Genomic DNA, 13,628 nt, shown 5'->3' on the forward strand with positions numbered 1-13,628 from the left:
TCCGCGCTTGTGGCGCCATGACCTTGAGGCGAGTGAGTGCAGACTGAACCAATCCGATCAGCCCGGCCCATGCCGGAGAGCACGGCGACCAATGCCGCCAGCTACACCACGCAGCGGGACAACGGCTAAGCGCTAGTTGAAAAGCATACGTCGACGTCCGCCATTTCCGCATGCACCGCCTTGGATAAGGCTGCCCTGAGGCATGATGCGGGCCTGGTTGGCTTTCGTGTCGATGCCGGCTTCGTAAGCAGCGGCTCCCGCGAGGTCGAGCAGTTCCAACTGGCGACTTGAGGACGGCGCTCACGCACAGCCGTTCCAGGTGCGGCCGGTTATGCGGCCTTCCCCCTTCCCATTGGCTTGGGCAAGCTTCTGGGTGATCCTCTGCGTCGTCGGTCGCAGAGAGGTCCGGTCTGCAACGTTAGCACAGGCCAATATTGCGGCCGCCTCGGTATGTACGCGTCCCTCTCTTCTGTTTGGCCTGACTGAACAAGCTTGCACCCCGTCGGACATGCAGTCCAACCAGGATGCGCCCATCCACATCAAGCCGCATGAAGGCGAAGAAAATCCTCATACGTCGCTTGCAACCCGGCACCAAGAGACGTTTTGGCTTTCCAGCCAAGGTTACGCAAGCGCGTTACGTCCAGTAACTTGCGCGGAGTACCGTCTGGCTTCGTCGTGTCGAATACCAAATTGCCCTCCCAGCAGACTGCCGCCTTGACGAGTTCCGCTACCTCGCGAATTGTGACATCCTCACCAACGCCAACATTAATCAGGGGCGCAGTGTCGGGGGCTGTCAAGGCGTCAAAATCCGAATCTGGCAGGCCAAGCAGGAACGCAATGGCATCGCCTACATCCGACGAATACATAAACTCTCGTCGAGGCTTTCCGGATCCCCAAATCTCCACCGAGGTGTCGCCGTTTATTTTAGCTTGATGAAAACGGCGTATCAGGGCAGGCAGAACGTGGGAATTTTCGGGGTGATAATTATCGCCGGGACCATATAAGTTGGTCGGCATCAACGCGAGATAGCGTGTCTGGTACTGCCGGTTGAAAGACCAGCATGATTCGACTCCAGCGATTTTTGCCAAAGCGTAGGGACGATTCGTCGCTTCAAGCGGACCGGTTAGAAGGTATTCCTCCCGTATCGGCTGCGGACAGTCGCGTGGATAGATACACGAGGAGCCAAGAAAAATCATCCGTTCGACGCCGGACGCGTAAGCGGCATCAAAAACACTGAGTTGAATCGCTAAGTTGTTATGAAGGAAATCGACAGGGGAGCTAGCGTTCGCCAGTATACCACCAACCTTTGCGGCGCACATAACGACGTAGTCAGGCCGCCGCGACATGAAGAACTTGCGCGTCTCGCTCCGGTCAAATAGATCCAGTTCGTCGTGAGTACGTGTTATTATCTCATAGGATCCTAATGCCTCGAGGGCTCTCATTGTGGCGGATCCGACAAGGCCGCGATGGCCTGCTACATAGACTTTCTTCATCTTTTTGTTTTCCATTGATAACGCTCCGGGCGCTCCTTAAGAAGGCCACCATAGCACTGACAATAAGCCAGCATGGCGCCGCGGTTGTCAGCATAACTCTCGTGGACTGTGTGAATAATAACCCTGCTTCATCAGCACTGCGTCACGCTCTGCCATGCGCAAATCTTCCCGAACCATCTCCCTAACCAATTCGATGAAGGAGATTTTGGGCTCCCACCCAAGTTTTTCTTTCGCCTTGCGGGCATCGCCGAGAAGTGTCTCGACTTCTGCAGGACGAAAATAACGGGGATCTACTTTTACGATCAGAGCTCCCGTCTTTGCATCGTACCCCTCTTCGTCGACCCCTTCCCCCATCCAACGAACATCGATGCCGAGTTCAGCGGCCGCGACGGTGACGAATTCGCGCACCGAATGTTGCTCACCGCTAGCGATCACAAAGTCTTCAGGTTGCTCCTGCTGCAGCATCAACCACTGCATCTGGACGTAGTCTCGAGCGTGCCCCCAATCGCGACGCGCATTAAGATTTCCCAAGAATAGAGTGGGCTGCATTCCAAGCTTAATCCGAGTCAAGGCGCGCGTGATTTTGCGAGTTACAAATGTTTCTCCGCGCGCAGGTGACTCGTGATTAAATAAAATGCCGTTACATGCATAAAAATTGTAAGATTCTCGATAGTTTACGGTGATCCAGTGAGCATACAATTTGGCAACAGCGTAGGGTGATCGGGGGTAGAACGGTGTCGTCTCGGTCTGTGGCGTTTCCCGCACCAGCCCGTAGAGCTCAGACGTCGAGGCTTGGTAGTAGCGCGTATGCTTGACGAGCCCCAGGATCCGAATTGCCTCGAGAATACGCAGCGCACCCAAGGCATCGGAGTTTGCGGTGTATTCTGGTTCTTCAAAGGAGACTGCAACGTGGCTCTGAGCTGCCAAATTGTAAATTTCGTCTGGCTGAACCAGTTGGATGACGCGCGTAAGGCTGGACGAGTCTGTCAAGTCCCCATGGTGAAGTGTAAGATCAACGCCACCTTCATGAGGGTCATGATAGAGATGGTCTATACGGCCCGTATTAAAAAGAGACGATCGTCTCTTTATCCCATGCACAGAATAGCCCTTTTCTAAAAGCAATTCTGCGAGGTAGGAACCGTCTTGCCCGGTGACTCCGGTGATTAAAGCGACTTTTCTCTTTGACAAGCTTGAATCCTTTTGATTTTGACGCGCCCATGAAAATGCTCGCCTGCGGCGGGATTGCGTGGCGAGAAAGGGGCGCATTGAGCAGGGCGAACGGGGGCCTCTGCGCGAAGGCAAGGGAGAGTTCGAGCGGGATGCCAGCCTTTCATGGAGCCGGGGAACGTTCGAAAGAGTTGTCGATCAAGATCAAACGACGCGGGTCATTCAAATCGAATTCGACAATTCGTGGCACGAAGAGGCGGGCATAGCGGGTGAAGGCGCTAGTCGGAGGAAAGCGAATAACAGTGTCGCATCGACCGAGGAGATACATCTCAACGAGAGCGGAAAAACCCCCGTCGGTGCCCAGTGCTGCACTGTGTAAGGGGCCGGCCTGATCCGCCTGGAAGCGTTTTGGGACGGTGAAAAGTTCGGGAAATACGCCCGACAGGTGATCAACAACCTTGGCGCTGTCTGTACACAAGAACACCCTTACAGGTCTTGAATGCGGTTGCGCCTTGGCCATACGGATGGCAGTGCATACCTGCTCTAAGGCAACCTTCGGATCAGCCCAGTAAGGTGCGTGATCCATAATATCTTCGCCGTTGCCGTGGCGGACATGGACTCCAATTATGCTGTGCCCGTCAAAATGTTCCTGGTAGAGCGCTTCAATGCGATCCTCAATTTCGACCCTCGGTGTGATGCTCCTAAATATGGTTCGCTCGGCCTTTTCATCGCAGCGCCACATCAAGCAAGCATCACACACTACCGTGTTGGCTTCACAATCATCTTGGGCCTGGAAAAGATCGTTAAGCTCGTCACGTTCTTGGAAAATCTGTTCATCCGGACGGTACACGCTGTCGATGGATGGCTTGTTCCACCACGACGGGAAGAAGGGACCAGGGAATGAGACGTGGTTGATCTGGTCATCGCAAATGACCCGTACACCACCGATATCCTCAATTGGCTTGAAGAAAGCTGGAAAGGCATTCGCAAACGGGTTGTCAAGGTAACAAGAGCCGCGCCAATCTATTGCTAAAGCTCGTCCCGTCCGATGTGCGTAGTCCCAAGCCGACGCGAGAGACCACAGGCAATCACCGAGACCCGTGCGCCGTCGAGAAACAACGAACCGATCGTTCCTTGAGCGATCAACAAGCATCTAAATTGCCTCTCTCCAGAACACCACAAGCCTCAGCTTTGCTGCTGCCTTTGCGGCAAGCGCCTGCGCAATTCGGGGAAGCTTGTCGTGCTGCGCCAATGCGATGTAGCTTGCGTCTATCGCAGAAGTGCCTGGCCGCGATGGACGCGCGCCTGGGCTGGTCTTCGGCGCAGACCAGAAAATGCTCTTCGGAGCCAACGCAAACATCAACCACTTTCCCTAAGGCTGCTTACATTCTTGAATTCTTTCTATGCAACGCGCCGTAACATCGGTAAAATCGTCTGTTTCGATGAAACGCATCCACGCCATGGATGACTAGTGACATGGGTTCCAGGGCGTTGGCTGTGAACCTCTCGTTGTGCTCGACGCACCGCCAACCCAGCGGAACCTCACGGTGACAGCACGCAGCATCGACCTAAGTGAGCCGGCCATGAGCGCGGGCCGCGGCCACGATCCCAACGATCTCCTCTGTGTGCGGGCAAGAAGATTGAGCTTCGACTGGGCCAGGTTCTGCATGGGAGCGCCACAAAGAAAGAGGCGATCCGTCGAGCGATAAGCGAGCCTGAGGTCGCTTTCGAAGCGCTATGCGAAGAGGAGGAGCGGAGTTAGACCGCCGATCTGCTCACCGGCCCCAGGGAGACGAGACCGAAGGTTCTGTCTGCCGTAGAAGAGGACCGTTGTTGTGGCCATCCGCCGCAACACGCTGCTGCCGCTGGACGAATGCCTCTACGCCTTGCAGCCGACGATCCCGCATCTGACGCGCTCTTCATTGCACCGATGTCTGCAGCGCAAGCATCGGCTTTTTCCACATTGATATTGCGGAGGTCCCAACCGAACAGGGCAAGCTAAACATCAAGGCCTTTGTACCGCGGCACCGCCTGTCGCAAACCTTCGCGCCCCCTCTGTCCCGCCGGCACCAAAGGAGACCGTCGCGGCGCCGGTGTTGCTAGATCACATTCAATTCCCTAAACGCCCGCCCCTCCGCGACGCGGCTGTACCCAAACGCCGAGCAATCCACCGTCCTGTACCGGCCATGCACGAGAAGCTCGGCCAGCGCCTTGCCGACCGCCGGGGCCTGCTGCAGACCGTGGCCTGAAAATCCGTTGGCGAAGAGGAAATTGCCGACTTCGGGATGCGGGCCGATCACCGCGTTCTGATCCAACGTGTTGTAATCGTAGTGCCCGGCCCAGGCGCGGGTAGGCTTGATGGCCTCGAAGGCCGGAATGCGGGTCGCCAGCACCGGCCAAATCACCTCTTCGAACAGCGGCCACTCGACCTCGAAATCCTTGGGATCGGCCGGGCCGTCGCCCTCTTCCGGCTCGGCGCCGCCGGTGAGATAGACCGAGCCTTCCGGCCGAACATAAATGCCGGAGGGATCGACCAGCAGCGGCATGTCGGCATATTTTTCGCGCGCCTCGAAGACGAAGACATTGCGCTTGCGCGGCTCGACCGGCAGCGCCAGCCCGGCGAGAGCGGCGACCTTGCCGGCATTCGGCCCGGCGGCATCGATGACGGTGCCGGCTTCGATCGTCTCGCCATTGTCGAGGCTGACGCCTGTCACCCGGTCGTCCCGCCGCTCGATGCCGATGACCGAGGCGGTCATAAAGTCCACGTTCTTGCCGCGCAACGCCTTGCGGAACAGCGTCAGCATGGCATGCGCGTCGAACCAGCCTTCGCCGCTGCGGCCATAGGCGCCGGCGGATATACCTTCGGTCGACAGCCAAGGGAAGCGGCGCGTAAGCTGGTCGGCGTCCTCTAGCACGATGTCAGCGCCCTCGGCCATCTGCGCGTCGTGATTGGCTTTCAGGATCGGCAGCCCGTTCTCGCCTGCCAGGATCAGATAACCGCCCTCGCGAAAACCGATGTCGGCGTCCGCGCCGAATTCCTCCTTCAGCCGCCGGAACAGTTTCAGCGTGAACTGCGACAGGCGGATGTTTTGCGGGATCGAGAACTGCTGGCGAATGGAGGCGCAGGACAGCGTCGTTGCCGCATGGGCGAATTGCGGGTCGCGCTCGATCAGCGCGATCGAACCGGAAAACCCTTCCTCACGCAGATAATAGGCGATCGAGGAGCCGACGATGGCCCCGCCGATGATGACGATGTCGTAACGCACTTTTTTGTCGCCTTTCCGGTAACCGCCCGTGTCGATCACACAGCCGTCAGCATGATGTCGAAGCGCGTGCCGCGGCCGGGCGCGGGCCTAGCGAGTTGAAATGGGTTGCCGCATGCGCTTGATCCAGCGGCCCTCACGCAGCTGCCGGTCCTGCTTCACGCAGCAAGTCGTCGGCTTTGTCCGTCTTCTCCCAGGTGAGCTCAGGCTCTTCACGGCCGAAGTTTCCGTATGTCCCCGTCTTGCGGTATATCGGGCGTAAGAGATCAAGCATCTTGATGATGCCTTTCGGTCGGAGATCGAAAACATGCGAATCCAAACATGAGGCCCTGATCCCGCCCTTGCTCGAGATCCTGCCATCGTCCTTCATCAACGCCCTGGCTTATGTCGGGCGACTGCCCAGTGAGAGCCTGAACGACGGCGCAACTTCGGCCATCAAAGCCGATGGCATCGTCGTCGTAGCCAATATCGAGTATCGTATGCTGTTTGGCGGCGGAACATAAAACGACACCAGATTTCTGCCGCCACTGATCTCGAAAGTTGTGATGAGCGTACCATTGACAGCGATTTGCGCTCGCAAAGATTCCATGAATTTCTTTGAAGGATCTGTTGCAACGCTAAACAAGAACGCAACGAGATTGGCGGGGGCCTGGTAAGGCAAGCTGGAACTGGTTGGCCAAGAGGGAGGCGATCGGCGCACCGTTCCCCAGGCGACGTGCTAACTTGCATCGTGCACCTCATCCGCCATTTGCTAAATGTTTAGTCCCGGCATTTGCTGGAGCGGATTGAAAGTGAACGCTCGGGCTGGGAAGCCCATGCCTTCCAGATGAACTCGCAGGGCGTGAGGCCCTTGAGGGTCTTCAGCTTGCGGCCGAAATTGTAGGCCGCGACGAAGTCGGCAAGATGCCGACGCAGTTGGTCGCGATCGTCGTAGTGGAAGCGCTTGACGGTTGCGTCTTGATGGTCCGGTTCATTCTCTCGACTCTTCTCGCCGGCCTGTCGCCGTCGACATCTGGCAATCGGCCGATGCTTGCCTGCAGCCAGCGGTGCAATGAAGAGCGCGTCAGATGCGGGACGTCGGCTGCAACGCGTAGAGGCAATCGTCGAGCGGCAGCAGCCTGTTGGGGCGGAAGGCCACAACAACGGTCCTCTTCCTCGGCAGACAGAACTGTCGACTCCCTGGGGCCGGCGGACAGATCGGGTCGAATTCCGCTTCTCCACTTCGCGACCGTCTTGGGGTTGATGCCATAGCGCTTCGAAAGCGACCTCAGGCTCGCTTCACTATGTTGTATCGCTCGACGGATCGCCTCTGTCGTTGTGGCGCTCCATGCAGAACCTGGCCCATAGTGCATCCTTTGAGTCGGACGAGAATGGCGAAATTTCTTTTCCGCGACATGCGAGCAAGAAGGCTTCAGCCAATGGCGGTTTTTCGATAATCGGCCGCGTCTATCCCATGTCGTTTCAGCTTGTCGTAGAAGGTCTTGCGGGGAACTCCCAGGACTTCGATCGTGCGCCTCACGTCGCCGCCGCATTCCTGCAAGGCATCGCGGATGACAGTCGCCTCATAAAGGCTGACCTTCTCGGACAAGGGGAGGCTTGATACCGCTTGTTCCTTTCGACCTGATGCAATGGGCGTGCCTAGCCCTTCAAGTCCCAATGCAACGCGATCGGCGAAATGCACGAGTTCACGGACATTGCCGGGCCAATTGTGGCTCACGAGGCGATCGCGCACGCCAGCGCTTATGTCCGGAACTGGCCTGCTGAAGCGTTTGGAGGCGCGTTCCAGGAAATGCCCAAAGAGCATCGGGATGTCTTCGCGCCTTTCGCGAAGCGGCGGGATGCGGAGCGTCACCACATTCAGCCGGAAATAAAGGTCTTCCCGGAAATCTCCGCGGGCGGCCGGATCGCCGAGATCGGCCTTGGTAGCCGACACGACACGAAGGTCGATGCTGCGGGTTTCGTTCGTGCCAAGCGGCGTGATCTGCCGGGTCTCAAGCACCCTCAGAAGCTTCACCTGGAGTGCTGGCGGCATCGACTCGATTTCGTCGAGGAAGAGCGTCCCTCCGTTCGAATGCTCGATGCGACCGGTCCTGCGCCTCTGCGCGCCAGTAAAGGCGCCTGCCTCGTGCCCGAAAAGTTCGCTATCGATGACGCTTTCGGGCAGCGCTCCACAATTCAGGGCAACGAAGGGCTTCGTGCGTCGTCTGCTCCAGCGGTGAAGCAGATCCGCGACCACCTCCTTGCCCGTGCCCGTCTCGCCTTCCACAAGGACATCCACATCGGTATCGGCGATCTGGCGGAGAGTTTCGCGCAATCGAATCATGGTCGGTGCCTCCCCGATCAGCGGGATATCGCCCGCAGATCGGACAACCGCATCCCTAAGACGTCTGTTTTCCAGGATCAGGCGCCGTTTTTCCGAAGCGCGATGCAGCGTCACGAGAAGCCGGTCGTTCGCATATGGCTTCGAGATGAAATCGTAGGCGCCATCCTTGATGGCGGCAACGGCCAGCTCGACGTCGGCATGCCCGGTGATCAGGACAACCGGAATTTCCGGGTCGATCGCCTTCACTCGCTCGAAGAGCTGAAGTCCGTTCAGCCCGGGCATACGGATGTCACTCACGACAGGGCCATCGAAGTTCCCGTCGATTCTGGCGAGTGCGGCCTCGGCCGAACCGAACACGCTCGGTGAGAACGAGGCAAGCTTCAGCATCTGCGTGGCTGCGCGAAGCACATCCTCGTCATCGTCGATAAAAATGACCGGTCCTGATTCAGCACTCATGCCGCTCGCCTCAGCTCGACCGTGAAGGAAGTCCCTCTCCCGTGGCCGGCATCATCATGCCGCAACGAGCCGCCGAGCTCACGTGCGATCTCTTGCGAAATGACCAGGCCAAGACCGAGACCCTTTTCCTTGTTGGTAACGAACGGCATGAAGAGGCTCCCGCGAATGTCGGGGGCAAGGCCGGGGCCGTTGTCCCGAAGGGAAATAGCGACCATTTCCCCGTTTTCGGCGAGCGCTATCTCGACGCGGGGCTCCGGTTGATCCTTCAGAGCGTCAAGCGCGTTCTGGAGAAGGTTGACGAGTATCTGCTCCAGTCGCATGCGGCTTGCCATGACAATTGGAGACGGATCGATCCGCTTCCGTTCAATCGTCACCCCGGAATCGCGAATTCGGCCTGAAAGAAGCGACAGAGCGCCGTCGATCGCGTCGTCCGCCAGTATCGGTCCCATCGATCCGCTGGCGCGGCGGGAAAAGGACCTTAGCGTTTCAGTGATCGTGCCGATCCTGCCGGTCATGGCGACGATCGAGGTCAGATTCTCGGCGGTTTCTTGCGACCGGCCGATCCCTAGAAGACGCGCGGCATTTTCAGCATAGGTGCGGATTGCGGCGACCGGCTGGTTGATCTCGTGGGCGACCCCGGCCGTTATCTGTCCCAGGATTGACAAGCGGTTCGCCTGGGCGAGTTCGTCGCGCAGGCGACGCACTCTCGCTTCAGCGTTCTCTCGCTCGGCGATCTCACCGGCGAGCGCTGCGTTCGAGCTCTGGAGCTCCGCCGTGCGCAGTTCGACGCGATGCTCCAGTTCCGCATTCAGCAACACAAGCACTTCTTGCCGCTGCCGGGCCGCGCGCCGCCGTCGAACAATGATGAAAATGACGAATCCAACGAGAACGAGGGCAAGCAGCGTTGTCACGCGGGCTGTCATGACCGCCGAGGAGATCTCGGTGTCGGCGGGGATGAGCAACGACATGCGCCAGCCCGGAACTGCTTTGCCGAGATCCTGCGAAACCGCAACGAAACCGGCTGATCGACTCTCAGGAGTTGCGGTGACCAGGTTGTCGCCGCGGCGGGAAAGCGGCACCGGCTCGAAAGTCACGCCCGGTAGCTGTAGACGATCGCGAGCGGTTTGCTTCTCCTTTGCGGAAAGCGGTGAGAGAGCGCCAAAACGCCATTGGGGCACGCTCGTGGCAAGAACCACGCCTCGCTCATCGGTCGTGAAGACCACGAAGCCGCTCTCCAGCCAACGCGACTCGACGCGGTCGAGCTCCACCTTCACCACAACCACACCGAGCGGCCCCTCCGGCCCATCGACCCGGCTCGACAGATAGAGACCAGGGCGCGCGCTAACCGTGCCGAGCGCATATTGCATAGCCGCGCCATCCGCCATCGCCTCGATGAAGTAGTGGCGAAAGCGGTAATCGCTGCCGACGAAACTGGTCGGCTCGCCGGCGTTGCTCGCAGCAACCGCTACGCCCTCAGAATTAATGATGTAGAGTATAGAAGAGCCGGCGTCGCGCGCGATGGCGCGAAGCTTCTCATCAAGCGCGGCTTCGTTGGCAGTGCTCGGACTGCGAAGCATCTCCTGAACGGCACCGTCGCGTGCCAGAACCAGCGGAATCATTCGCTGCTTCTCGATCTCTCCTTTCAAACTGTCGGCTGCAAGCGGGAACGCGGCAAGAGCACGGTCGCGTAGGGCATACTCTGCTCTGGTGCCGGCGATGCGTCCCGTTGCAAAGACGACGAAACAGAGCGCCGCACCAAGAATTGCAAGCAAAACCACAAGCCAGAGAGATCGACCGCCGGATCTACCAGGGAAGACCAATGGGGCGCGCTGGAAGGCGCCATTACCCATGTCTTCTTCTTCTGCCATCGTATTCTTAAAACCGATCATCGACGAACCATAGTGCGGGGTTCTGCCAGAAGGGAAGGCGATCCGTGCGGAAAACCGCACAATCTTGCTGCGCGATTTGTTGAAGATACCTGAGGCTCCGGCGATTTCCGCGCTCTCTTGGCTTGGCACGGCTCTTGCGGTCAACAACGCAGCAGCGTTCGACCGGGGCGCCGCGATGGGAGAAGCCGCGGGGAGGAACAGCCCGCCCCAAACCGGTCAGGGAGAGAAAACTTACATGTTGACCCCACTGGCTCCAAGCGTAAAGCGCGCACCCCGCAAGACCCTTTTTGCCAAGCCTTACGTGCAGGTGCTTGTCGCAATCCTCCTCGGAGTTGCGGTTGGCCATTTTTATCCGCAAATCGGAGAAAACCTGAAGCCGCTCGGCGATGCCTTCATCAAGCTCGTCAAGATGATCATCGCGCCCGTTATCTTTCTGACCGTGTCGACTGGAATTGCCGGCATGAGCGATCTTCAGAAGGTCGGCCGTGTTGCCGGCAAGGCGATGGTCTATTTCTTCACCTTCTCGACGCTCGCGCTTATCGTCGGCCTCATCGTCGGCAATGTCATTCGGCCTGGCGCCGGCCTCAACATCGATCTGACCTCGCTCGACGTCCAAGCCGTCAATGGCTATGCCTCAAAGGCCCATGAGCAGTCCGTGACCGGCTTCCTCATGAACATGATCCCGACCACGATTGTCGGCGCCTTTGTGGAAGGCGACATTCTACAGGTGTTGTTCTTCTCCGTCCTCTTCGGCATCGCGCTGGCGATGGTCGGAGAATCGGGCAAATCGGTTCTTTCCTTCCTTCAGGACCTCACTGCACCCGTTTTCAAATTGGTCGGCATCCTGATGAAAGCCGCGCCGATCGGTGCTTTCGGAGCAATGGCCTTCACGATTGGCAAATATGGCATCGGTTCGGTAGCCAACCTTGCGATGCTGGTCGGGACCTTCTATCTCACGGCCTTCCTCTTCGTATTCGGGGTTCTCGGTGCAGTCTGTCGCTACAACGGCTTCTCGATCTTTTCTCTTATCCGCTACATAAAGGAAGAGCTGCTGCTGGTCCTCGGAACGTCCTCCTCCGAGGCTGCGCTGCCCTCTCTCATGGAGAAAATGGAAAAGGCCGGCGCCAAGCGCTCGGTCGTGGGCCTGGTTATCCCGACCGGATATTCCTTCAATCTGGATGGCACCAATATCTACATGACCCTCGCGGCCCTTTTCATCGCGCAGGCGACGAATACGGATTTGTCAGTTGGCGATCAGGTCCTGCTGCTGCTCGTCGCGATGCTTTCCTCCAAGGGTGCAGCAGGTGTCACAGGTGCCGGCTTCGTCACGTTGGCCGCTACGCTCTCCGTAGTGCCGGCAGTTCCCGTTGCTGGAATGGCGCTGATCCTTGGCGTCGATCGCTTCATGTCGGAATGCAGGGCACTGACGAATTTGGTCGGTAACGCGGTGGCATCGCTCGTCGTCGCCCGCTGGGAAGGCGAACTGGATCAGGCGCAATTGAAAGCTGCATTCTGCGGCCACCAGCCTGCCGAGACATCAACCGGCCAGCCACTGATAACGCCCGCGCCGAGCAACTCGGCAGCATCGCTGCCGGTTGAATCGCCTGGCTGGTCCCAAACGCCGGACGATCGGGCCGCGGGTTCCAAACAAACTCTCGCGGGCCGATGAAATCAAGAAACCCGAAATGCAGTGGGTGCAAAATCATCTGCGCCTTGCGAAGGTCTTGCACCGGTCACGACACACAAGCCATCGATGATGCGCTTAATGCCTCCGAAGTTTGCGACGGTTCGTGGAACCGGGCGCGGAGCTCGATCGGAGCCGTCGGCACGGCTGAACAATTCGCCCACGCTCTACGTTTCGGCTTCTACCTCGCACCACGCCACGACAAGAATTCGGTAGCGAACAGGATCAATGCAGGAATGACAGATTTTACTGAACCGACCTTTGCCGGATTTCTTCTTGATGTCGTTTAATCAGACTCGAACAATGGCGAAGCGACCTATAATTGCTGATATCGCCCGGGAAGCAGGGGTAAGTGTTGCCACCGTTGACCGAGTTCTGAATGCCCGTCATCCGGTGCGGAAGGAGACTGCGCAGCGGGTCTTAGCGGCCGCACAGGCCATCGGATATCACGCCGCAGGTCTTATCAAGCAGCGCCTGCAGCCGGACCTGCCGCAATATCGGCTTGGCTTCATCTTGAGAAAACCGACTCACCACTTCTACCAGGGCTTCGCGCGTGAGGCCGAAGTGGCGGTCAACGCGGCGAAGTGCTTCCATGGCACTTCGCTCATCGAATTCGCGCCGTCGCACATGCCGTGCGACCTTGTTCCACTGCTCAAGGAATTCGGCGCGCGCTGCCACGCGATCGCCATGGTGGCGCCGGACCATCCGGCGATCACGGCAGCCGTCCAAGAACTCAAGGCAAAAGGCATCCCCGTTTTCTCGCTGCTTTCCGATTTCGCCGAAGGTGTTCGTGAGGGTTATATCGGCCTCGACAACCGCAAGGTCGGGCGGACGACAGCGTGGATGCTTTCAAAGGTCGCAAGACGGCCGGGCAAGGTGGCGGTTTTTGTCGGCAGCCACCGTTTTCAGGGGCAGGAGCTGCGGGAGGTCGGCTTTCGCTCCTATTTCCGTGAGAATGCACCGGCATTCGAGCTGCTCGATCCGCTCGTGAACCTTGAGGCACGGCAGATCACCTACGAGGCCACGCTGGATCTCATGCAACGGGAACCCGAACTCACCGGCTTCTATGTGGCCGGCGGAGGTATGGAGGGAGCGATCTCCGCGCTCCGTGAAGAAGGCGAAAGCCGGGGTCTCGTCGCGATCGTTAACGAGATCACGCCGGAGTCACGGGCAGCACTCGCAGATGGCATGATCACGATGTCGGTCGCCACGCCCCAGCGCCTGCTTTGCCAGGAACTGATGACGCTGATGGCCCAGGCCATCAAGGTCGGCACTTCGGAGACGCTTGGGCAGACTTTTCTGCCGTTTGAGATCTATCTGCCGGAAAACATCTGAAAAACTGATAAAATACTA

At 58.5% G+C, this 13,628-nt stretch carries 10 protein-coding genes and 2 pseudogenes; 4 read left to right on the forward strand and 8 right to left on the reverse strand.

What is annotated here, in order from left to right; translation table 11 throughout:
* Window positions 1–539: 539 nt before the first annotated feature.
* The 3 genes from SLT36_RS26390 to SLT36_RS26400 form a co-directional block, all read right to left on the reverse strand.
* The gene (locus SLT36_RS26390; protein ID WP_097574882.1) at window positions 540–1,508 is read right to left on the reverse strand and encodes a GDP-L-fucose synthase family protein; all 969 of its coding nucleotides are present in this window, start codon (window positions 1,506–1,508) and stop codon (window positions 540–542) included.
* 72 nt (window positions 1,509–1,580) lie between these two features.
* Entirely contained in the window at window positions 1,581–2,681 is a 1,101-nt protein-coding gene (gene gmd, locus SLT36_RS26395) for a GDP-mannose 4,6-dehydratase (protein ID WP_109671350.1), read from the reverse strand.
* 142 nt (window positions 2,682–2,823) lie between these two features.
* A complete protein-coding gene (locus SLT36_RS26400) occupies window positions 2,824–3,813 on the reverse strand; it encodes a nodulation protein NodZ (protein WP_432284995.1) in 990 nt (329 codons plus the stop codon).
* A 498-nt stretch (window positions 3,814–4,311) separates the two neighbouring features.
* Here SLT36_RS26400 and SLT36_RS26405 point away from each other — a divergent pair.
* Window positions 4,312–4,685 (forward strand): annotated as a pseudogene (locus tag SLT36_RS26405) (IS481 family transposase); the annotation flags it as partial.
* 74 nt (window positions 4,686–4,759) lie between these two features.
* Here SLT36_RS26405 and SLT36_RS26410 read toward each other — a convergent pair.
* Together SLT36_RS26410 and SLT36_RS26415 are read right to left on the reverse strand one after the other, a co-directional pair.
* On the reverse strand, window positions 4,760–5,926 hold the full coding sequence (locus SLT36_RS26410) for an NAD(P)/FAD-dependent oxidoreductase (RefSeq protein ID WP_432284996.1): 1,167 nt from the start codon (window positions 5,924–5,926) through the stop codon (window positions 4,760–4,762).
* Between the two features lie 133 nt (window positions 5,927–6,059).
* Complete coding sequence (locus tag SLT36_RS26415; RefSeq protein WP_432284997.1) at window positions 6,060–6,293, reverse strand: methionine adenosyltransferase domain-containing protein; 234 nt, start codon at window positions 6,291–6,293, stop codon at window positions 6,060–6,062.
* Between SLT36_RS26415 and SLT36_RS26420 the strand changes: the two genes are divergently transcribed.
* Complete coding sequence (locus SLT36_RS26420) at window positions 6,265–6,426, forward strand: hypothetical protein (RefSeq protein WP_432288537.1); 162 nt, start codon at window positions 6,265–6,267, stop codon at window positions 6,424–6,426. The genes SLT36_RS26415 and SLT36_RS26420 overlap by 29 nt on opposite strands.
* 248 nt (window positions 6,427–6,674) lie before the next feature.
* On the opposite strand, the pseudogene SLT36_RS26425 reads toward SLT36_RS26420, so the two are convergent.
* The 3 genes and pseudogenes from SLT36_RS26425 to SLT36_RS26435 all read right to left on the reverse strand — a co-directional run bounded on the left by SLT36_RS26425 (window position 6,675) and on the right by SLT36_RS26435 (window position 10,552).
* A pseudogene (locus SLT36_RS26425) lies at window positions 6,675–7,268 on the reverse strand (IS3 family transposase).
* Between the two features lie 66 nt (window positions 7,269–7,334).
* Window positions 7,335–8,702 carry a sigma-54-dependent transcriptional regulator gene (locus SLT36_RS26430; protein ID WP_432284998.1) on the reverse strand — a complete coding sequence of 456 codons (1,368 nt, stop codon included), beginning with the start codon at window positions 8,700–8,702 and terminating at the stop codon, window positions 7,335–7,337.
* Complete coding sequence (locus SLT36_RS26435; RefSeq protein WP_432288504.1) at window positions 8,699–10,552, reverse strand: sensor histidine kinase; 1,854 nt, start codon at window positions 10,550–10,552, stop codon at window positions 8,699–8,701. The genes SLT36_RS26430 and SLT36_RS26435 overlap by 4 nt, the downstream gene beginning before the upstream one ends.
* Window positions 10,553–10,826: 274 nt before the next feature.
* Between SLT36_RS26435 and SLT36_RS26440 the strand changes: the two genes are divergently transcribed.
* Together SLT36_RS26440 and SLT36_RS26445 are read left to right on the forward strand one after the other, a co-directional pair.
* Window positions 10,827–12,260, forward strand: coding sequence for a dicarboxylate/amino acid:cation symporter (locus SLT36_RS26440; RefSeq protein ID WP_027056571.1), 1,434 nt, complete (start codon window positions 10,827–10,829; stop codon window positions 12,258–12,260).
* Window positions 12,261–12,578: 318 nt separating this feature from the next.
* Window positions 12,579–13,610 (forward strand): LacI family DNA-binding transcriptional regulator, encoded by a 1,032-nt coding sequence (locus SLT36_RS26445; protein ID WP_027056572.1) that lies wholly within the window; start codon window positions 12,579–12,581, stop codon window positions 13,608–13,610.
* The last annotated feature ends 18 nt before the right edge of the window (window positions 13,611–13,628 follow it).

It is taken from the genome of Aminobacter sp. BA135, from assembly GCF_050859125.1.
Taxonomy (GTDB): domain Bacteria; phylum Pseudomonadota; class Alphaproteobacteria; order Rhizobiales; family Rhizobiaceae; genus Aminobacter; species Aminobacter ciceronei.